The sequence below is a fragment of the Terrabacter sp. 01T434 genome (assembly GCF_056398545.1).
In genome coordinates, this window is the sequence record NZ_JBFTPP010000002.1 from 123,156 (window position 1) to 144,737 (window position 21,582).

Below are 21,582 nucleotides of genomic sequence, written 5' to 3' on the forward strand. Positions count from 1 at the left end.
ATGCCGCGTATGCCGCTGCGCACGGGCCCTCTCATCGGCAGGGACACCGACCTGTCCCGTCTCGCCGACGCCATCGGGTTGCCCCCCGTCGCGGGGGCCCAGCGCGGTGGCGTCGTCGTGCTGTCGGGCGACGCCGGCATCGGCAAGTCGCGGATCGTCGCGCAGCTCGTCGCCGACGCCACCGGCGCCGGCTGGTTCACCGCGGTCGGCCACTGCGTCGGTCAGGCCGGCAGCAGTCTCGCGTACCTCCCCTTCGTCGAGCTCGTGGGCGCGATCGACGCCGGTCGCCCGGACGTCGTCGAACGCGTGCTCGTGACGCACCCGATCCTCGGGCACCTGCTGCCCGGCCGTGTCGACGTGCCCGACGGCGAGCTTGCCCAGCACGCGGGACGGGCCACCGACCCGGGCCAGGTCGCCGAGGCCGTCCACGCCCTGCTCACGGCCCTCGGCGACGCGCAGCCCTCCCTCGTCGTCGTCGAGGACGTCCACTGGGCCGACCACTCCTCGCGCGACCTCATCACCCTCCTGCTGACCCGCGGCTTCGCCACGGCCGTCGGTCTCGTGGTGACCTACCGCTCCGACGACCTCCACCGCCGCCACCCCCTCCACGAGACGCTCGCCGTGTGGGCGCGCATCGCGGGGCTCGAGCACGTCGAGCTCGCCCCGCTCCCCGACGACGCCGTCCGAGAGCTCGTCTCCGGCATCGAAGGTGCCCCCCTCGATCCCGACACGGCCACCGAGATCGCCCGGCGAGCGGAGGGCAACCCGTTCTTCGCGGAGGAGCTCGTCGCGAGCGCCGCCGCCGGCCAGGCCCTGACCGGCGGTCTGGGCCGCGTGCTCCGCGCGCGGGTCGAGCAGCTCGACGACACCACGCAGCGCGTGCTGCGCGCCATCGCCCTCAAGGGCGGTCAGTTCATCGGCCACGACCTCCTCTCCCGGGTCGTCGACCTCCCCGACGAGAGCCTCGAGGCGGCGCTGGCCGCTGCCGTCGAGCACCACGTCCTCGAGGCGCGCTGGCCCCCGGCCTACACCTTCCGCCACGCCCTGCTCGGTGAGGCGGTCGCCGACAGCCTGCTCCCGGGTGAGCGCCTGCGCCTCCATCGGGCGTATGCCGCCACGCTGGCCGAGCATCCCGAGCTCGCCCCCGCCTCCGAGCTGGCCCGCCATGCCGCGGCGGTGGGCGACCTGCCGACGGCGGTCCGGGCGAGCAGAGCGGCGGCCGAGTCGGCGATGGCCGTCGGTGGCCCGCAGGAGGCGCTGCTCCACTTCGAGCGGGCCCTGTCGTGGCTCGACGAGAACGACCCCGAGCGCGACGAGGTGACCCTGGGCGCCTCTCGCGCGGCGACCGTCGCCGGTGAGCCGATCCGCGCGATCGACCTGCTGCGCGACCGGCTCGACCACCCGGGCACCGCCCAGCAGCCGGGCGCGCGCGCCGTCCTGCTCGCGACCCTGGTCATCCGCTCGCGCATGCTCGACCTGCCCATCGACTCCGTCGCCCTGACCGACGAGGCCCTGTCACTTCTCGGCGAGGAGACCGACGAGCGCCGGGTCCGGGTCCTCGTCGCCCGCGTGCAGGCCCTCGTCGACAACGGCTCGTTCGTCGAGGCTGCCGTCGTCGGCGACGAGGTGTCGCTGCTCGCCGAGCGGCTCGGCCTGGGCGGGGCGCTCACCGAGGTCCGCACGATCATGGCGCGGGTCGTGGAGGCGCAGGAGGACCTCGACTCGGTCGAGGCCCACCTGCGGTCGGTCGTCGCCGACATCCCGCCCGACGACCCGCTGCTGCTGCGCGCCCTGCACCAGCTCGCCTCACTCGCGCACCGCCGCGGCGACCTGCCCGGATCGCTCGCCCTCTACGACCGCGGCGCCGAGGTGGCGCGACGCATGCACCGTGAGTGGGCGCCGTGGGGTCAGGAGTGCCGCCTGCTCGGGGGCCTCACGGCCTACGAGCTCGGCGACTGGGACGGCGTGGTCCGCCGGCTCGACCTCGCCGGCCGGCCGGCCCCTCAGCCGGGGCGCGCCATCTTCACGGCGGCCGCCCTCAGCGTCCAGGCCGGTCGGGGCGAGCCGGTCGACCCCGCCCTCCTCGATGCCCTCCGGCAGTGGTGGCACGTCGACGCGATCTGCGTCGTGCTGACGACCATGCCCGCGGTGGATGTGCTCGGCCAGTCCGGCGACCTGCGCGCGCTGCTCGACCTGACGGAGGCCGCGGTGCGCGTCCTCGACTCGACGTGGGGCGAGTACCACGCCATCGTCCGGCTCGCCGCGCTCGTCGCCGGCCAGGCGGCCGCGCTCGTGCCGCACGCCGACCCTGCGCTCCGGGCTCGTGCCCTGGCCGTGGTCGACGAGCTCGCCGACCGCGGCCGCCTCATCAGCGAGCTGCGGCCGGCGGTCGAAAGAGCGAGCCGACCCATGTTCGAGCGCTCTGCTGTCGGGTCGCTCGAGGACACGAGCCGCGAGACCTGGGCATGGACGGTGCGTCTCGAGGCCGAGCTCCTGCGTCTCCAGCGCGTCGCCGGCGTCGGAGACCCACCGCCCGTGGCCGCGCTCGTCGACGCGTGGCGTGAGAGCGTCGCGGCGTTCGAGCGCTACGGGCACGTCTTCGAGGCCGCCCGGTCGCGGGCCCGACTCGCCGCCGCCCTGCGGGCCGCCGGCGACCACGCCGCCTCACGCGACGTCGCCGAGCAGGCCCGCGAGGTGGCCATCCGCCTCGAGGCGAAGCCGCTGCTCGCAGAGCTCGACGACGTGCGCCCCGGCGCGGCAACCAGCCATGCCGCCGTGGAGGGTGCCGGGCCACCCGAGCTCACACCGCGCGAGCTCGAGGTGCTGGCCCTGCTCGCACAGGGCTTGACCAACGGCCAGATCGGCAAGCAGCTCTACATCAGCACGAAGACCGTGAGCGTGCACGTGTCCAACCTGCTCGCCAAGCTCGGCGCCTCCGGACGCACCGAGGCCGCCGCCGTCGCCCGACGACGGGGACTCGTCTCCTGACCCCCTTCGAGGTGACCTCGGCTGTCTGCCGCGAAGGGCCGCCTGGTTCCGTCCCGAGGAGCACGATGAAGGCGTGACCTCCGGGGTGCTGGCACCCAGCGGCGGAGCGGCGTCGATCCGCGCCGCTGCCGCGCGAGCTGCGCCCGAGGTGCTCGAGTCCCTCGGCGTGGACCCCTCCCGCGGACTCGGCCCCGGCGAGGTCGAGCAGCGACGGGTCACCTACGGCCCGAACGCGATCGCGACCCACCACGCGCGTGTCCTCACCGTCCTGTGGCACCAGCTGGACTCCCCCCTGCTCGGCCTGCTGCTGGTCGCCGCGACGGCGTCGTACTTCGTCGGCGAGCAGGGCGACGCCGTCATCATCGGCTTCATCGTCGTCGTCTCCGTGGGACTGGGCTTCGTCAACGAGTACCGCGCAGAGAAGGCTGCGGCCTCCCTCCACTCGCAGGTCACCCACGAGGCCGTCGTCCTGCGGGGTGGAGCGTTCAGCCGCGTCGACGTGACCTCGATCGTGCCGGGGGACGTGGTCGAGCTCAGCCTCGGGGAGGTGGTGCCCGCCGACATCCGCCTCGTGTCCGTCGCCCGGCTCGAGTGCGACGAGTCGGTGCTCACGGGCGAGTCCCAGCCGGTGGCGAAGACGACCGACGCAGTGGACGAGGCGGCCTCCCTCGACGATCTCTGCGGATGTGCGCTCATGGGGACCGTCGTGCACGCCGGCAGCGGGCGCGGCGTCGTCGTCGCCACGGGCTCCCGGACCGAGTTCGGGGCCATCGCCACCGGTCTCAGCACCCACCAGCTCGACACGGAGTTCCAGGTCGGCCTGCGGCGCTTCTCGATGCTGCTCGTCAAGGTCGCCGGCGCCCTGACGACCGCGATCTTCGTCATCAACGTGCTGCTTCACAAGCCGTTCCTCGACGCCCTGCTCTTCTCGCTCGCCATCGCCGTCGGCATCACGCCACAGCTGCTGCCCGCCGTCGTCTCGACGAGCCTGGCCGCGGGGTCGCGCCAGATGAGCCGGCGCAAGGTCCTCGTCAAGCGGCTCGTCTGCATCGAGGACCTCGGTGACATCGACCTGCTCTTCACCGACAAGACGGGCACCCTGACCGCCGGTCGAATCGACTACGCGCGGGCCGTGCCGGTGGACGGACAGCGCTCGGAGGACGTTGTGCGGTGGGGGCTGCTCTGCACCGAGAACGTCCCGGGAGGAGCGGCGGCGGTCGGGACGAACCCGCTCGACACTGCCCTGTGGGAGTCGCCCGCCACGGCTCTGGTCCGCGAGTCGCCGACCGCGCTCGAGGTGCTCGGAGTGCTGCCTTTCGATCACGAGCGCCGGATGCTGTCCGTCGTGGTCCGCGACCAGGCCGGGGCCCTGCAGCTCGTCACCAAGGGGGCCCCCGAGACCGTGCTCGAACGGTGTGTCGACGTGCGACCGGGGACCCGCGCCGCCCTCGATGCCGAGTTCGCGGCCGGCAACCGCGTGGTCGCCGTCGCCAGCCGACCCGTCGCCACCGCCCGGGCACCCGAGGCCGCGGACGAGCACGGCCTCCAGCTGCGCGGCCTCCTCGTCTTCCTCGACCCACCGAAGCCCGACGCCGCCGCGGCCCTGGGCCGGCTGGCCACCCTCGGCGTCCGCGTCAAGGTCGTGACCGGCGACAACGCCGTCGTGGCGGCCAAGGTGTGCAGCGACCTGGGCCTGCCGGGCGACGAGGTGCTCACCGGCGCGGACCTCGACGCCCTCGACGACGAGCACCTCATCGACGCCGTGACGGCCACGACGGTCTTCGCGCGGGTCAGCCCCGAGCACAAGGCACGCATCGTCCGCGCGCACCGTCACGGCGGGGGCGGGGTGGCCTTCCTCGGCGACGGCGTCAATGACGCGCTCGCGCTCCACGCCGCCGACGTCGGGATCTCCGTCGACTCGGGCACGGACGTGGCCAAGGACGCCGCCGACGTCATCCTGCTCGAGAAGAGCCTCGACGTGCTCGCCGACGGCGTCGTCGAGGGGCGGCGCATCTTCGCCAACACGTTGAAGTACGTCCTCATGGGGACGTCGAGCAACTTCGGCAACATGGCCTCGGCGGCCGGCGCGTCGCTCTTCCTGCCGTTCCTGCCGATGCTGCCGTCACAGATCCTACTCAACAACCTGCTCTACGACACCGGGCAGCTGGCCATCCCGACCGACAACGTGGACCCGGAGCAGCTGCTGAGGCCGTCGCACTGGGACATCGGCTTCATCCGCCGCTTCATGCTCCTCTTCGGACCGCTCAGCTCGATCTTCGACTTCCTCACGTTCGGGATCATGCTCTGGGTCTTCCACGCCGGGCCCGACCTCTTCCGGTCAGGATGGTTCGTCGAGTCGCTGGCCACCCAGACGCTCGTCATCTTCGCCATCCGGACGCGAGCGATCCCCTTCTTCCGGAGCCACCCCAGCCTGCCGCTGACGCTCGCGGCCCTCGGCGTCGTCCTCGTCGGCGCGGTGCTCCCGTCGTCGCCACTGGCCGCGCCACTCGGCTTCGCGCCGCTGCCCGGCGGCTTCTTCGCCGCCCTCGTCGTCATGGTCGTCGGCTACCTGGTGCTCGTCGAGATCGGCAAGAGATGGTTCTACCGCGCTGCCGGGGCGCAGCCCACCGGCGGGCCCACCGACCTCGGCACCCGGTTCGTGCGGCGGCGGGCAGCACGCTTCAGCGTGGCGGCCCCGCCCGCGAACCGCCTCAGGCCGGGGCGGTCTCGAGCACCGGGGAACCTGGCCGCGAGCGGCGCAGGCCGGGCGTGAGGGCGATCGAGACGAGCACGGACGCCGCGGCCATGACCCCCATCGCGTGCGAGGCCGCGACCGGTCCCACCCCCAGGGCGCTTGCGACCGCGCCGCCGAGCAGGGCACCGAAGGCCTGGCCCACCATGAGCCCGGTGCCCTGCAGGCCGAACACCTGACCACGCGCCTGGCCGTCGGTGTGCGACACCAGGCGCTCCTGCAGGGGCAGGCTCGCGGAGTAGCCGACGGACGCCACGAAGGCCAGCGCGGCGGCATACTGCAGCGACGGGACGAGGAAGAACGCGAGGTAGGGCACGGCGAGCAGCAGGCGCAGCGGACCGATGAGACGGTCGCGCAGCGCGACCGCCAGGAAGCGGCCGACGACGATGTCGCCGAGGAGCATCCCGGCGGCCGTGACGGCGAAGAGGTAGCCGGCGCGGTCCCCCGCGAAGGGGACGAAGAGCGCCTCGCAGCCGACGATGAGGCCGTTCGGGACCCACATCGTCAGGTAGAGCGGACGGATGACGCGCGAGCCGAGCAAGGCCCGGTTCACCTCGCGCGTGCGGCGCACGACGGACGCGCCGGCATGGCGCGGCGGGTGGTCCGAGAGGCCGAGGCGCAGCAGGACCACCGCGACGAAGAGCGCTGCCCCCGCGCCGAGGAAGAGCTGCGTCGTCGAGAAGGTGATGAGCAGCAGGCCACCGATGCCGTAGCCGACGATCTGCATGCCGCCGACCGCGATGTTCATCGTGGCCCGGCCGAGGATGAAGCCGTCGGGCGGGAGGATGTCGGAGACGAGCGCCATCATGCTGCCGCCGAGGGCCGAGGTGATGAGGGGCCCGACCGCGAGCAGCGCGAAGCGCCAACCCCACTCGAGTCCGGGCAGCGCCTGCAGCAGGTCCGTCACCATGGTCGTGCCGGCGACCACCACGAGCGCGGTGCGCGGCCGCACGAGGTCGGAGCCGGAGCCGAAGAGCGTCTGGCCGACGAGCCGCATGAGCGGGGCGCCGAACATCGCGAGCGCCGTCAGGATCGGGGACCCGGTGGCGGCGAAGGTGATGGTGCCGAGCGCGAGGGACGCGACGGCATACGACCCGACGTTGAGGCACTGGACGAGGAAGAGGACCCGGAACTCACGGATGGCGAACAGCTGGCGGTAGGTCTTCACCCGGTCACCCTGACGGCCCGACGTCGCCCACGCTAATGTTTCGGTCGGAGGCGAAACATGGGGACGTGGCAGATCTCGGCCGACCTGCTGGCGCGGAGCCGCTTCGTCGTGTCTCCGCGCATCGAGACGGTCGCCGCCCTCAACGACCTCGTGCGGCCGAGCGATGCCGCCGGTCGCGCCTTCGCCGCAGCGCACCGCGAGTCCTTCGAGGAGATGCTGGCCGAGCACCCGGTGCGGCGTGCCGTCCTCGAGCACAGCTGGCGGCCCGGCTGGATCTCCGACTGGCTCGCACTGCCGCCCGACGGCCCCGGACGCACCTTCATCGAGGAGATCGACGACGTGCGGACGTTGGGAGACAAGCAGGTTCGCGCGTGCCTGCGTGAGAGCAGTCCCGAGACGACGCTCCCTCGCATCCTGACCCGGCCCGGCACCGCAGAGCACGCGGCGCAGCTGCTCGAGTGGGTCTGGACGCATGCCCTCGCCACCGACTGGGCCCGTCGCGAGCGCATCCTGCGCGCCGACATCGTCTCGCGCACGGCCCGGCTCGCGACCCATGGCTGGGCGGCCGTGCTGCGCGACCTCGGTCGGGACCGGGAGTGGCTCGGCGACGGCCAGCTGCGGATCAACCGCTTCGACCTGCCGTCGCGCGTGCTCGACGACGACGCCGACCTCTACTTCGTGCCCGCCCACGGCACCGCCACCTGGGTCGGGTGGCACCTGCCGCGGCGCTATGCGATCTACTACCCCGTCACCGGAGCGCTCGCGGAGGTCGACGGCCAGGCCGACGACGGGCTCGAGCGCCTCGTGGGGAGCGCCCGAGCCCGCCTGCTGCGCGGACTCGACGGACCATCGAGCACGAGCGCCCTGGTCGCCCGCACGGGTATGCCGCTCGGCTCGGTGGGCGACCACCTCAAGGTCCTGCTCGCGGCCGGGGCGGTGCTGCGCCGGCGCTCGGGTCGCGAGGTGCTCTATTGGCGCACCGCCCTCGGCGACGCCCTCGTCGCGTCCGGGCGGGGAGTTCTCCCCATGTACCGCAAGGGCGCCCGGCCCTAGCGTCGGCCCTGCGGACGCGCCCGCGTCCACGCCGTCGACACACGCTCAGGGGTCCGTCATGTGTGAGCTCCACGAAACCGCCAGTCCTTCCGTCGGCCGTCGCACGCTGCTCCGTGGCGCCGGCGGCCTGCTCATCGGCGGCGGTCTCGTCGCCGCCACGGCCACCGCCGCGCAGGCCGCGACCTCGCAGAACGGCTGGTCGGCCGGCTCGTCGGCCGTCGTCCCGCTGGACACCCTGTCCGTCGGGGCCGCCACCTTCCCGGCCGGGGTGCGCCGCGGCGACGTCCACGTCGTCCTCGGCTACGTCGCGCGCCGCTTCGACCGCGAGGTCGAGGCGCTCGTCAAGGGCTGGTGCTGGGGGCACAGCTACCGCGTCATCTCCGGCAGCACGTCGCTGTCGAACCACTCGAGCGGCACCGCCATCGACCTCAACGCGCCCCGCCACCCGCTCGGGAGGTCGGGCACCTTCAGCGCCACACAGCGCTCGCACATCCGCTCGATCCTGAACTCCTGCAACGGAGTCGTGCGGTGGGGCGGCGACTACTCCGGCCGCAAGGACGAGATGCACTTCGAGATCAACGTGCGTCCGGGTGATGCCCGGCCCGCGGCCCTCGCCAAGCGCATCGGCGGCGGAGGTGGCGGCGCGCCGGCGCCCGCTCCGATCGCGTGGACGACCGTCAAGCGCGGCGCGAGCGGCTTCCGCGTCACGGCGATCCAGCACCTGCTGCGCCACCACGGCTACAGCCTCACGGTCGACGGCGCGTTCGGCCCGACGACCCAGAGCCGTGTCATCTCCTTCCAGCACGCCCGGAGCCTGGCGGCCGACGGCGTGGTCGGCCCGAAGACGTGGTCGGCACTCGTCGTGACCGTCAAGCGCGGTTCGAGCGGCCAGGCCGTCGTCGCGGCCCAGAAGCTGCTGACCCACCGCGGCCACGCGCTGACGGCCGACGGCGTCTTCGGCGCGATGACGGCGACGAAGACCCAGGCCTTCCAGCAGTCGCGCCATCTCACGGCCGACGGGGTGGTCGGCGCCCGCACCTGGGCGGCCCTCACCGCCTGACGGCAGGCGCCCGGAGCCTCGAGGTGAAGACTCGTCGCGAAACCCCTCTCAGGCGACGTGGGCGGGTCTAGCGTCACTCGTGTTCCAGCCATTCAACGAAGAGGGGCACGGCACATGGCAGAAGACTGGGCAGCAGACGTCAAGAAGTACTCCCCCGACGCCGACGACGCCGCGATCAAGGGCATCGTCCGGCACTGCGGTATCGCGCTGCAGAAGCGCGACTCGGCACTCGTGTCGTTCAGTGACAAGACCGAGACCGACCGCGTGCGTGACGGATTCATGAAGAAGAAGCCTGGGCTCACCGACTCGGACGCCGAGCTCGACGCCTCACTGGCGGAGGTCGGCCAGACGCTCAAGGGCGACCGCACGAAGAACCGCGTCACCGTCTACTACCTGCTGGCCGAGAAGCACGGGAAGCTCGACCTCTTCCGCTGAGGCGACCCGAGGGCTGCTGACGCGGGTGTGCCGTTGCCACGTGCAACGGCACACCCGCGCCACGATCCTGGGTCCAGGCCTCGATTTCTGACCGTGCATCGGCGCAGCATGGAACACGGACAACCACAACGCCGTGCACCATGGCACTCCCTTGCGTCGCCTCCGCCGAGCAGGGCCGCCCCGGCGGTCGCCTCCCGGCGAGGATCCCCCTCCCCAACGGACTCCAACCGGAGGGCATCACCTCGGGGCCGGGCGCTACGTTCTACGTCGGTTCGTTCGGCGACGGACGCATCGCCAAGGGCAACCTGCGCACCGGGACCGTCCGCACCCTCCTCTCTCCCGCCACCGGCCGCTCACTGCGTGGCCTCTTCTTCGACCGCCGCACCGGACTGGTCTGGGCCGTGGGCAGCCTCGGCACCGAGGGCCACGTCTGGGCGGTGGACGCGGTCTCCGGAGCCGTGGCCGGCGACACCGTCGTCCCCGGGGCCGGCTTCCTCAACGACCTCGTCGTCACCCCTCGCGCGGTGGGGGTCACCGACTCGAGCGTCGACCGGCTCACCGTCGTGCGCCTCACCCGCAGCGGCCACCCCACCGGGTCCCCTGCCCGCTTCGTGGGCCTGACCGGCGCGTGGCCGGCCAGTCCCCCGAACACATTCAACGCCAACGGCATTCGCGCACTCACCGATGACGTGTTCGTGCTCAACAACACGCGTGTAGGCGGCCTGTGGCAGGTCGACGGCGAGTCCGGAGCCACGCGACGCATCGCCGTCACCGGCGGCCCACCGATCACGAGCGGTGACGGCCTCGAGCTACTGGATCACGCGGCTCGGCACCGCCTGACACGAGCGGGTGCCCTCCGGCACCAGAGGCTGGGGCGCACCGGACCCCGGCCACGCGTCGAGCCAGGTCGAGCGCGGGCTCACATAGGGAGAGATGAGGTCGACGAGTCCCGGATCGGCCTGTCCCGCAAGCACCTGCGAGGCGATCCGTCGTGAGGCGCCGGCGAGGAAGTCGGCCAGCTGTACGCGCGGGTCGTCCTGCGAGTCGACGAAGCTGATGCCCTCGAGCGCCTCCGACGACCCGTCGGCCCTCGAGCCGACGGCCGTGCGGATCGCCGCATCGGTGAGGGTCGCCTGCACGTCGTGGACCACCCAGAGAGGACGACCGACCGCTCCCCAGTGACGCAGGACCTCCGCGAACGCCGGCACGATCGGGTCGAGCACGCCCCGTCCGCGCGCCACGAGGGCGAGCAGCGGCTCCGAGCCCGCGGGCACCCCTGCCACCAGGTCCGGAGCGAGGTCGGCCACGTCGGCCAGCCCGCGGCGCAAGGCCTCAGCGCTCTCGGCCGCCTCGTCGAGCGAGCGGGCGCGCACGATGTCGTTGAAGTCGGCGAGCACCGTCTCCCAGCCCTGCCGACCCAGGCGTCGCACGGCCGTTCGGTGCAGCTGCTCCGATCGACACGCGCTGTCCGGGAGCGGCGCCGGCCCGCCATCGAGCAGCGCCACCATGCGGCCCGTCAGGTGCAGGGCCTTGTCGGTGAGGTGCACGTGGGCTCGGCCGAGGAGCGGCCCGTCGGCGCCGAGGAGCCACTCGAGCAGCCGCCGGTTCTGGGGCCGCAGCACGACGCTCGCCTTGACCTCCGTCGCCGGCGACCGCGCCTCGACGCGCACGCGCTCGATCGTCGCCGTCGCGGTCGCCGTCGTGACGTCGACGCTCGCATGGGCGAAGGTGTCGGTGCTGCCTCGGACGAGCTTCTCCCCCTCCGAACCGGACTCGTCGCACGCCACCTCGAGGAGGACGGTGGCGCGCGGGAGTGCGGAGGACGGCATACCCCATCCTGTGCGCAGGACGCGGCCGCGCCAACCGACTTTGCGCCCGGAGGGCACGATTCGGTCACGACGGTGAGCAGGCTGAGCGGAACGGGTACGACGCCGCAGTTCTCACCGGGCGCTCACGGTCCCGGCCCGACCAGAGGGAGCCCTCCATGACCACGCCGCACCGCACGACACCCGGCGAGTGGCGGGACGGCCTCGAGGAGACGCTCGAGAGCTTCGACGAGACCGGTGGGCACCGCGTCCTCAGCCGGGTCTTCGACGAGCTCGGCGTGGAGGACGCGCTCTCGCTGGTCGTGCTGCCCTACCTCCACGACGTCGGCGAGCGCTGGTCGGCCGGCTCGATCGGCGTGGCCCAGGAGCACTTCGCGAGCCACGTGCTGCGCTCGCGGCTCTCCGTCCTGATGGAGGCCCCCGAGCGCGCCGACGGCCCGCTCGCCGTGCTCGCGTGCATGCCCGGAGAGCACCACGAGTTCGGGCTCATGGCCACCGCGATCGTCCTGTCGCGGCTCGGGTGGCGCTCGAGCTACCTCGGCGCCAACACGCCGACGGCCGAGCTCGCCCACACCTGTCGCATGCTCCGGCCCGCGGCCGTCGTCGTCGCCGCCCACCGGTCCACCGCCTTCGCAGCCCACGCGCCGGCGCTCCGGCGGCTGGCCGGGTCGACGACGGTGCACCTCGCGGCCCATGGCGCCACGGACGAGGTCGCCGAGCTCTGCGGCGCCTCGAGCCTGCACGGTGACCCGGTGTGGGCAGCCCGCGCGCTGCACGAGGCGCACGGACGGTCCACCCCGGACGTCGCCGAGCCCACCGCCGTCTGACCGACACGGCCGACGGCGCCGGGCGAACCGGGCCCAGGACCTCCGCGACGATAGGCTCGTCTGTCATGCCCAGCCACCGTGATCCGCAGGACCCGACCGATGGAGCTCCCATGAACGAAGGACCGAGCGGGGACCAGGAGCCCGCGGAGGTCCCCGAGCCCGTCGAGCCTGTCGAGTCGGTGCTCGTGGAGGGATCCGGACGGAGGGTGCGCGACCAGCGCATCGGCCTCGTCTTCGCCGGCCTCGCGGTCGCCGCCCTGCTCGTCGGCGGTCTCATCGCCCTGGTGCTCGCGATGGCCGGCTGAGCACGGCCGCCGCGGACGAGCGCATGACCTGGGCCGGACACCTTCCCGCGAGCCGCGAGTACCGTCGCATCCTCGTCGGGCTCGGCGCCGCAGGAGTCGCGACATTCGCGCAGCTCTACTCACCGCAAGGGCTGCTCCCGACCCTGGCCCGCGGGCTCCGGGTGAGTCCGGCCGACGCCGCGCTGTCCGTCTCGCTCGCCACCCTCGGCGTCGCGATCGCGGTCCTGCCGTGGTCGTGGGTCGCCGACCGCGTCGGCCGGCTGCGTGCGATGCAGGTGGCCATCGTCGCCTCGACCGTGCTCGGTGTCCTCGTCGCGCTCGCCCCCACCATCGAGGTCCTGCTCGGGCTCCGCCTCGTCGAGGGCATGGCCCTCGGCGGCCTCCCGGCACTGGCGGTCACCTACCTGCACGACGAGGTGCATGCGCGCCACACGGCGGCCGCCGCCGCGGCCTACATCTCGGGCACCACCGTCGGCGGCGCGGCCGGACGCCTCATCGCCGGACCCCTCGCCGGCCTGGTGGGCTGGCGGCCGGCGCTGCTCACCGTGGCCGCCGTGTGCGCGGTCGCCTCCGTCGTGTTCCTGCGCCTCATGCCCCGTCCGCGCGGTTACCGACCGTCGACCGCCACGACCGCCCGGACCGTCGCCGACGGCATCCGCACGAGCCTGCGCGACCCTGCGCTGCTCGCGCTCTACGCCCAGGGCGCCCTGCTCATGGGCGGCTTCGTCGCGGTCTACAACTACCTCGCCTTCCGTCTCGAGGGACCCGAGTTCGGGCTGCCCGCGACGGTCGGGTCGCTGATCTTCGCTGCGTATGCCGCCGGCACCGTCAGCTCGCGCCTGACCGGCCGATGGGTGCCGCGCCTCGGGCGGCGCCGCGTGCTCCTCGGCGGCACCTTGACCATGGTCATGGGCGCCCTGCTCACCCTGTCGAGCGCGCTGGTGGTGGTCGTCGTCGGGCTCCTCGTGCTCACCGCAGGCTTCTTCGCGGCTCACGCGACGGCATCCGCCTGGGTGGGCGCCCGAGCCGCGACCGGACGGGCCCAGGCGACGGCGCTCTACAACGTCTTCTACTACAGCGGGTCCGCGCTCGTCGGCTGGGTGCTGGGCTACGCGTGGTCGGGTCCGGGTTGGTCTGCCGTCGTCGGGGCGGTGGTGGCGCTCGCCGTCGTCGCGATGGGGCTCGCTCTCACCGTCCTGCCGGGCCACTCGACGACGCCCATCACGTCTCCTCGGGCCCCAGCGCGCGAATCACGGCCTGCGGTCCGTCCCACCGTCGCCAGGCCGGACGAAACGGACCGAGCAGACGGATCACGAGGTGCTCGACGGCCGCGCTGACACGTCGGACCGTTGCCGACCACGGGCTGACGGCGCTGCTCGCGCCCCTGCTTCCAGACGGTCGCGGCGTGCTGCTCGTCGACGGACGCTCCGGCAGCGGCAAGACGACCTTCGCCGAACGCGTGGCCGCCCTGCTCCACGGCGCCGTCGTCCACACCGACGACCTCGCGTGGCACGGAGCTGTGACGTTGGCCGAGGGCGTTCTCGTCCTCGAGGGCGTCGGCGCGGGACGCGCGTCGCTGGCTGCCCGTGCCAAGGCGGTCGTCTGGGTGCAGTCCGACCGGCTGGAGGCGCGGCAGCGCGGCATCCGACGGGAGGTCGAGCTGGGCCGGACACCCGGGGAGGCGGAGCAGTTCTGGGACGCGTGGATGGGCGCAGAGGAGCCGCTCCTCGCGTCCGACCGCCCGTGGGAGCGGGCCGCCGCGTCGCTGTGACCCGACGCGGCCCCTGTGCGTTGGGTCGCCAGGTGACTCAGGCCGTGGCGAGGAGTGTCTGGGTCACGTGACAACCCAGTGCACAGCAGCCGGGCAGCATCACCGGACGCCCACCCGTGCGGGGCGCACGAAGCAGGAGCGGCAGCGCGCCTCGTAGGTGAAGGTGCCGTCGTCGGGCAGCGCCTCGGAACCGCCGAGGTGGTCGAGGAAGGGCTCACCCGAGCGGAGCACCTGCGTGTGGGTGGCGCTGAAATCACGGCACTGGTCGCACACCGCGCGCCGGTAGGCGACGGTGTCGGGCCCGAGCTCGAGCAGGGCCCGGACCGGGGCGAAGAGCTCGCCGCGGTGGTCGAGGTCGATCCCGGCGACGACGACGCGGGTGCCGCGACGCAGCAGCTCGCCGATGACGGCCATGTCGTCGAGGTCGAACATGTGCACCTCGTCGACGCCCACGACGTCGAGCTGCTCGTCGAGGGCGGCGTGCAGGGACGAGACCTTCGTCGTCGCGAGCTCGCCGCCGCTGCGCGAGGTCACGCCGGTGTCGCGGACGTGCCGCTCCGACTGGTAGACGCGGTGCCTCACGCGGGTGAACTGCAGCGGCGACAGCGTCGAGATCAGGGCCAGGCTCTTTCCCGACTTCATCGGACCGAGCACGACGTCGAGGGACACCCCGGATGCGGTGCGAACGGCCTGCCTGACGTCGTCGATCGTGGTCACGGGCGAGAACGCTATCGCTCGCCGGTGTCAGTCCGGAAAACCCGTCGCCCCCGAGCTCCCACCCGCCTAGCGTGACCGGGATGCCGATGCACGAGGACGAGGTCCGCGCCACACCCGAGCTGGTCGAGCGGCTCGTCGCCGAGCAGTGCCCACAGTGGGGGGACCTGCCCGTCACCACGCTGCCCGACGACGTCGAGGGCACCGACAACGTGCTCTTCCGGCTCGGCAGCGAGCTCGTCGTGCGCATGCCGAAGATCGACTGGGCCCAGGACCAGGCCGAGTCCGACGCGCGCTGGCTGCCCCTGCTCGCCCCGCACCTGCCCGCGGCCGTGCCGGTGCCGGTCCACGTCGGCCGGCCCTCGAACGGCTACCCGTGGGTGTGGTCCGTGGTGCCCTGGGTCGTCGGGTCCACGCCGCCACGCCTCGGCGTCGACGACGTGCGGCTGGCCCAGGACCTCGCAGCGTTCGCCCTGACCCTGCGTGCGGTCGACGCCACGGGCGGCCCCACCAAGCCGCCGGGATCGCGCGGCACCCCGCTCGTGCACGCCGACGCCGGCGCCCGGGCAGGCCTCGAGCGCCTGCGGGCCCACGACGACGGCATCGACCTCGCGGCCGCCGAGCGCGCCTGGGAGCTGTGCGTGTCCGCGCCCGGCTGGGGCGCCGACCCGGTGTGGATCCACGGGGACCTCCAGCCCGGCAACCTCGTCGTCGACGACGACCGGCTCGTCGCCGTCATCGACTGGGGCGCTCTCGGCGTCGGCGACCCGGCACCTGACGTCGCCGCTGCACTCTGGACCTTCACGGGCGAGGCCCGGGACGCCTACCGCACGGCGGTCTGCCCCGACGACGCCACGTGGCTGCGCGCCTGCGGCTGGGCGCTGGCGCCGTCGCTCACGGGCATCGACTACTACCGGCACACCTTCCCCCGGATGGCAGAGCACGGACGACGCATGGTGCGGGCCGTCGTGGCCGAGCTGACCTGACCCGAGCTGACCGGACCAACCGACGAATCGGCGCCTGTCTACTCGCCGGTCACCGCGCCGGCGTGGAAGGCTGCGGGGAGCGACACCACCCCTCGGCAGAAGGAGCCCCGATGATCTCTCGCATCGCCATCGTGAACCGCGGCGAAGCCGCCATGCGGCTCATCCACGCGGTGCGGGACCTCAACGCCGCAGCAGGCGCGCACGGCCACCGCATCGAGACGATCGCCCTGCACACCGAGGGTGAGCGCCGGGCGATGTTCGTCCGCGAGAGCGACCACGCCTACGACCTCGGCCCCGCGTCGGCGCGCCCCTACCTCGACCACGCCGTCCTCGAACGCGCCCTGCGCGAGACGAACGCCGACGCCGCCTGGGTCGGCTGGGGCTTCGTCGCCGAGGACCCGGCGTTCGCGGAGCTGTGCGAGCGCGTCGGCGTCACCTTCATCGGCCCGAACCCCGAGGCGATGCGCAAGCTCGGCGACAAGATCGGCAGCAAGCTCATCGCCGAGGAGGTCGGCGTGCCCGTCGCGCCGTGGAGCCGCGGCGGCGTCGACACCCTCGAGGACGCCAAGGCCGCGGCCGCGCGGATCGGCTACCCGCTCATGCTCAAGGCGACCGCCGGCGGCGGTGGTCGCGGCATCCGCCGCGTCGACTCCGACGCCGACCTCACCGACGCCTACGAGCGCACCCGGGACGAGGCGCAGCGCGCGTTCGGCTCGGGCGTCGTCTTCCTCGAGAAGCTCGTCACCGGCGCCCGCCACATCGAGGTCCAGGTCATCGCCGACGGGCAGGGCGCCGCGTGGGCGGTCGGGGTGCGCGACTGCTCGGTGCAGCGTCGCAACCAGAAGGTCATCGAGGAGTCCGCCTCGCCCGTGCTCAGCCCCGAGCAGGAGGACGAGGTCCGCACGAGCGCCGAGCGGCTCGCGATCGCGGTCGGCTATGCCGGCGCCGGCACGGTCGAGTTCCTCTACCACCCGGGCGAGCGGTTCTTCGCCTTCCTCGAGGTCAACACCCGCCTGCAGGTCGAGCACCCCATCACCGAGGTCGTCACCGACACCGACCTCGTCAAGCTCCAGATCTTCGTCGCGAACGGCGGTCGCCTCGACGACCTGCCGGGCGGCCGGCCCACCCAGCGCGGCCACGCCGTCGAGGCCCGCCTCAACGCCGAGGATCCCGACCGCGACTTCGCGCCGAGCCCCGGCCGCATCAGCCTGCTCCAGTTCCCTGCCGGTCCCGGCATCCGCGTGGACACCGGTGTGGGAGAGGGCGACTCGATCCCCGCCGACTTCGACTCGATGATCGCCAAGATCATCGCGCACGGCCGCGACCGCGACGAGGCGCTCGCCCGCCTGCGCCGCGCCATGGCCGAGACGACCGTCGTCATCGACGGCGGCTCGACGAACAAGAGCTTCATCCTCGACCTGCTCGACCAGCCCGAGATCATCGACGGCTCGGCCGACACCGGCTGGATCGACCGCGTCCGCGCCGAGGGTCGCCTCGTCTCGCACCGCCACTCCGGCGTCGCGCTCGTCGCCGCCGGCATCGAGGCCTACGAGGACGCCGAGGCCATCGAGCGCGCCCGCCTGCTCGAGTCGGCCCGGGGCGGTCGCCCGCAGGTCCAGCACACGGTCGGCCGCGCCATCGACCTCAAGCTGCGCGGCACGGCATACAAGGTCATGGTGCTGCGCACGGCGTCGCACCGCTACCGCGTCTCCATCACGAACGGCGGCGACGAGCACGTCGTCGACGCGGCGCTCGACCGCATCGACGAGTATGCCGGCCGCATCGTCGTCGAGGGACGCCCGCACCGCCTGATCACGGCCACCCACGGGCCGGTCCACCTCGTCGAGGTCGACGGCATCACCCACCGCGTCACCCGCGACGAGGGCGGCGTCGTGCGCTCGCCCGCGCCCGCGCTCGTCGTCGCGACCCCCGCCCAGGTGGGTGACGAGGTCGCCGCGGGCGCCCCGGTGCTCGTCCTCGAGTCGATGAAGATGGAGACGGTGCTGCCGGCCCCCTTCGCGGCGCGCGTGCGTGAGCTGCTCGTCTCCGTCGGCAGCCAGGTCGAGACCGGCGCACCGCTCGTGCGCCTCGAGCCGACCGGCGACGAGGACGAGGTGGTCGAGGCGGCCGCCACCGACGGGGTCGACCTCGACCTGCCCGACTCGAGCGCCGGCCGGGCGACGGTGCGCGAGCGCGTCGACCGCGGCATCGAGGACCTCTCCGCGAGCGTCCTCGGCTTCGACGGCGACCCGAGCGGCGACCGGCAGGTGCTCACCCGCTACCTGTCGGCGCGCGACGAGATCGCCGCCGGAGGCACGATCCCGCTCGGCGAGGAGATCGCGGTCCTCGAGCTGCTCACCGACTTCGCCGAGCTGAGCCGCAACCGCCCGGCCGCCGAGGAGCGCCACACCGAGCTGCTCGTGCACAGCCCGCGCGAGCACTTCCACTCCTACCTCCAGAGCCTCGACGTCGACCGCGCCGGCCTCTCGGCGGAGTTCCGCGACAAGCTCGCCCGCGTCCTGCGCCACTACGGCGTCACCGACTTCGAGCGCACGCCCGACCTCGAGGAGGCGGTCTTCCGCATCTTCCTCGCGCAGCAGCGCTCGGCCCCCGAGGTGCAGCTGGCGACCTCGATCCTCCAGCGCTGGCTCGCCGAGCCGATCCCTGAGCCGCCGCACGACGCGGCCGCCCGCGACGTGCTCGAGCGCCTCGTCGTCGCCACGCAGCTGCGCTTCCCCGTCATCGGCGACCTCGCTCGCAGCGTCCGCTTCCGCTGGTTCGACCAGCCCCTCGTCGACGAGGACCGCCAGAGCGTCCTGGCCGGCGTGCGGGACAAGCTCGCGGCCCTGGCCGCCGAGCCCGAGGCGCCCGACCACGCTGCGCGCATCGACGAGCTGGCGGCCATCCCCGAGCAGATCGTCCGCTTCCTCGCCGAGAGGCTGCACGAGGAGGCACCCGAGCGGCTGCCCGAGCACGAGCCGATGCTGGAGGTGCTCATCAAGCGCCACTACCGCGAGCACGAGCTGCACGGCCTCCGCACCTTCTCCGAGGGCGGCCGCCCCTTCGCCGTCGCCGACTACACGCTCGACGACCGTCCGACGCACCTGACGTCGACGATCGGCGGTGTCGACGAGCTCGTGCCCGGCGGCCCCCTCGACGCGGCCGTGTCCAACGACGTGTGGTCGCGCCCGACCGGGATGCACTCCGTCGTCGATCTCTACCTGCGCTGGCCCGAAGAGCCCGCGTCGCCCGACGCCGCGAGCGAGCAGCTGGCCTCGCTCCTCCAGCAGCTTCCCTTCGCGCAGGACGTGCGCCGGGTGGCCGTCGCCGTGAGCGCCGGCCGCGGGCGTCCCGTCAGCTACTTCACCTTCCGCCCGGTCGACGGCGCGCTCGTCGAGGACCGGCTCGTCCGTGGCGTGCACCCCATGGTGGGGCGCCGCCTCAACCTGTGGCGCCTCACGTCCTTCGACGTGACGCGCCTCGAGTCGCCCGAGGACGTCCTGCTCTACGAGTGCGTCGCCAAGGACAACCCCGAGGACCACCGACTCGTCGCCCTCGCTCAGGTGCGCCAGATCGTCGTCGTGCGCGACGAGTCCGGCCAGGTCTCGGGGCTGCCGCACGTCGAGCGCGCCATCGCCAACTGTCTCGAGGCGATCCGCCGGGTCCGGGCGAGCCGCGGCGCCAAGGGCTCCAAGCTCGACATGAACCACGTGTGGGTGCAGATCTGGCCGACCATCGAGGCCGACCTCAGCCAGCTGACGGCCCTGCAGGACAAGATCGCCCCGGTCACGGCCGGCGCCGGCATCGAGGAGGTCCTCGTCCAGGCCCACATCGCGGGGGCGCCCGGCGAGGCGCCGCTGCCGATCGCCGGCCGGTTCTTCTACCAGCCCGGCTCGGGGGTCACCGCCGCAGTGGGGGCACCCCCGACCGAGCCGCTCAAGCCCTTGGACGACTACGCCTCCAAGGTGGTCCGGGCCCGACGGCGCGGCCTCGTCTACCCCTACGAGCTCCAGTCGATGATCGCGGGCGACGGCGGCACCGTCGTCGAGCACGACCTCGACGACACCGGCGCACTCGTCCCGGCCGATCGCCCGCAGGGCCTCAACAAGGCCGGCATCATCGTGGCCGTCGTCAGCTCGCCGACCGCGCGCCACCCGGAGGGCGTCACCCGGGTCGTGCTGTCGGGCGACCCGCTCCGTTCGCTCGGCTCGGTCGCCGAGGCCGAGTGTGCCCGCGTCATCGCGGCGATCGACCTCGCCGAGCAGATGCAGGTCCCCCTCGAGTGGTACTCCCTCTCGGCCGGCGCGCGCATCTCCATGGACTCGGGCACCGAGAACATGGACTGGGTGGCCCGGGCCCTCAAGCGGATCATCGAGTTCACCCAGGCGGGCGGCGAGATCAACATCGTCGTCGCCGGCATCAACGTCGGCGCCCAGCCGTACTGGAACGCCGAGGCGACGATGCTCATGCACACCAAGGGCATCCTCGTCATGACGCCCGACAGTGCGATGGTGCTCACCGGCAAGCAGTCGCTCGACTTCTCCGGGGGCGTCTCGGCCGAGGACAACTTCGGCATCGGCGGCTACGACCGGGTCATGGGCCCGAACGGCCAGGCGCAGTACTGGGCCAAGGACCTCGCCGGCGCCCGCGCCATCCTCATGGCGCACTACGACCACGCCTACGTCAGCCCCGGCGAGTCCGGTCCGCGCCGCGTCCCCACGAGCGACCCGTCGCACCGTGACGTGACGCTCTTTCCGCACGACGCACCCGGTTCGGACTTCACGACGGTCGGCGAGATCTTCAGCTCACTCACCAACCCGGACCGCAAGAAGCCGTTCGACATCCGCACCGTCATGCGGGCCGTCTCCGACCAGGACCACGAGCCGCTCGAGCGCTGGGCCGGCATGGCCGACGCCGAGACGGCCGTGGTCCAGGACGCCCACCTCGGCGGCATTCCGGTGTGCCTCATCGGCATCGAGTCCAAGTCGGTGCCGCGTCGCGGCTTCCCGCCCACCGACGGCCCCGACACCTACACGGCCGGCACGCTCTTCCCCCGGTCGAGCAAGAAGGTCGCGCGGGCCATCAACGCCGCGAGCGGCAACCGTCCGGTCGTCGTCCTCGCGAACCTGTCGGGCTTCGACGGCTCGCCGGAGTCGATGCGCAGCCTCCAGCTCGAGTACGGCGCCGAGATCGGCCGGGCCATCGTCAACTTCGACGGCCCGATCATCTTCACCGTCGTCTCCCGCTACCACGGTGGCGCGTTCGTCGTCTTCTCCAAGACGCTCAACCCGCGCATGACGGTGCTCGCCGTGGAGGGGTCGTTCGCCTCGGTGCTCGGTGGCGCCCCGGCGGCGGCCGTCGTCTTCTCACGCGACGTCGACGCCCGCACGGCGTCCGACCCGCGCGTGGCCGAGCTCGAGCGCCGGCTGGCCGCCGCGTCCGGAGTGGAGCGGGCGCGCCTCGCCACCGAGCTCGCCGAGCTGCGCACGTCGGTGCGGGCCGAGAAGCTCGGTCAGGTTGCGTCCGAGTTCGACACGGTGCACAGCATCCACCGGGCCGTCTCGGTCGGATCGGTCGACGCCGTCATCGACGCCCACGACATGCGGCCGCGCATCATCGCCGCCATCGAGGCCGGCCTGCAGGACTGACGCACCGACGACGATGAGGGCGTGTGCCGGGAGCGGGGCTCCCGGTACC

Annotated in this window: 14 protein-coding genes; 11 read left to right on the plus strand and 3 right to left on the minus strand. The window is 73.1% G+C overall.

Features of this window, described 5'->3' with window-relative positions:
* Positions 1–9 precede the first annotated feature (9 nt).
* Together AC1DIW_RS05805 and mgtA are read left to right on the plus strand one after the other, a co-directional pair.
* Positions 10–2,988 (plus strand): helix-turn-helix transcriptional regulator, encoded by a 2,979-nt coding sequence (locus AC1DIW_RS05805; RefSeq protein ID WP_478106810.1) that lies wholly within the window; start codon positions 10–12, stop codon positions 2,986–2,988.
* 73 nt (positions 2,989–3,061) lie between these two features.
* Positions 3,062–5,761, plus strand: a complete 2,700-nt coding sequence (mgtA, locus tag AC1DIW_RS05810; RefSeq protein WP_478106811.1) for a magnesium-translocating P-type ATPase — start codon at positions 3,062–3,064, stop codon at positions 5,759–5,761.
* On the opposite strand, the gene AC1DIW_RS05815 is transcribed toward mgtA, so the two are convergent.
* Entirely contained in the window at positions 5,700–6,908 is a 1,209-nt protein-coding gene (locus tag AC1DIW_RS05815; protein WP_478106812.1) for an MFS transporter, read from the minus strand. The genes mgtA and AC1DIW_RS05815 overlap by 62 nt on opposite strands.
* Positions 6,909–6,965: 57 nt before the next feature.
* On the opposite strand from AC1DIW_RS05815, the gene AC1DIW_RS05820 reads away from it, so the two are divergent.
* From AC1DIW_RS05820 to AC1DIW_RS05830, 3 genes are all read left to right on the plus strand, one after another.
* Positions 6,966–7,961 carry an ArsR/SmtB family transcription factor gene (locus AC1DIW_RS05820; RefSeq protein WP_478106813.1) on the plus strand — a complete coding sequence of 332 codons (996 nt, stop codon included), beginning with the start codon at positions 6,966–6,968 and terminating at the stop codon, positions 7,959–7,961.
* 58 nt (positions 7,962–8,019) lie between these two features.
* A complete protein-coding gene (locus AC1DIW_RS05825; RefSeq protein WP_478106814.1) occupies positions 8,020–9,021 on the plus strand; it encodes a peptidoglycan-binding protein in 1,002 nt (333 codons plus the stop codon).
* Positions 9,022–9,135: 114 nt separating this feature from the next.
* Positions 9,136–9,456, plus strand: coding sequence for a DUF2853 family protein (locus AC1DIW_RS05830; RefSeq protein ID WP_478106815.1), 321 nt, complete (start codon positions 9,136–9,138; stop codon positions 9,454–9,456).
* An 809-nt stretch (positions 9,457–10,265) separates the two neighbouring features.
* On the opposite strand, the gene AC1DIW_RS05835 is transcribed toward AC1DIW_RS05830, so the two are convergent.
* The gene (locus AC1DIW_RS05835) at positions 10,266–11,285 is read right to left on the minus strand and encodes a hypothetical protein (RefSeq protein ID WP_478106816.1); all 1,020 of its coding nucleotides are present in this window, start codon (positions 11,283–11,285) and stop codon (positions 10,266–10,268) included.
* A 155-nt stretch (positions 11,286–11,440) separates the two neighbouring features.
* Here AC1DIW_RS05835 and AC1DIW_RS05840 point away from each other — a divergent pair, with 155 nt between their 5' ends.
* From AC1DIW_RS05840 to AC1DIW_RS05855, 4 genes are all read left to right on the plus strand, one after another.
* Positions 11,441–12,109 (plus strand): cobalamin B12-binding domain-containing protein, encoded by a 669-nt coding sequence (locus AC1DIW_RS05840; protein ID WP_442278653.1) that lies wholly within the window; start codon positions 11,441–11,443, stop codon positions 12,107–12,109.
* 110 nt (positions 12,110–12,219) lie between these two features.
* Positions 12,220–12,414 carry a hypothetical protein gene (locus AC1DIW_RS05845; protein ID WP_478106817.1) on the plus strand — a complete coding sequence of 65 codons (195 nt, stop codon included), beginning with the start codon at positions 12,220–12,222 and terminating at the stop codon, positions 12,412–12,414.
* A gap of 23 nt (positions 12,415–12,437) precedes the next feature.
* Positions 12,438–13,751 (plus strand): MFS transporter, encoded by a 1,314-nt coding sequence (locus AC1DIW_RS05850; RefSeq protein ID WP_478106818.1) that lies wholly within the window; start codon positions 12,438–12,440, stop codon positions 13,749–13,751.
* A gap of 68 nt (positions 13,752–13,819) precedes the next feature.
* The gene (locus AC1DIW_RS05855) at positions 13,820–14,185 is read left to right on the plus strand and encodes a hypothetical protein (RefSeq protein ID WP_478106819.1); all 366 of its coding nucleotides are present in this window, start codon (positions 13,820–13,822) and stop codon (positions 14,183–14,185) included.
* Positions 14,186–14,284: 99 nt separating this feature from the next.
* Here AC1DIW_RS05855 and AC1DIW_RS05860 read toward each other — a convergent pair whose 3' ends face one another.
* Positions 14,285–14,902, minus strand: coding sequence for a thymidine kinase (locus AC1DIW_RS05860; protein WP_442278649.1), 618 nt, complete (start codon positions 14,900–14,902; stop codon positions 14,285–14,287).
* Between the two features lie 80 nt (positions 14,903–14,982).
* Here AC1DIW_RS05860 and AC1DIW_RS05865 point away from each other — a divergent pair, with 80 nt between their 5' ends.
* Both AC1DIW_RS05865 and AC1DIW_RS05870 read left to right on the plus strand, forming a co-directional pair.
* Positions 14,983–15,885 (plus strand): aminoglycoside phosphotransferase family protein, encoded by a 903-nt coding sequence (locus AC1DIW_RS05865; protein WP_442278648.1) that lies wholly within the window; start codon positions 14,983–14,985, stop codon positions 15,883–15,885.
* Between the two features lie 110 nt (positions 15,886–15,995).
* A complete protein-coding gene (locus AC1DIW_RS05870; protein ID WP_478106820.1) occupies positions 15,996–21,533 on the plus strand; it encodes an ATP-binding protein in 5,538 nt (1,845 codons plus the stop codon).
* Positions 21,534–21,582: the final 49 nt, after the last annotated feature.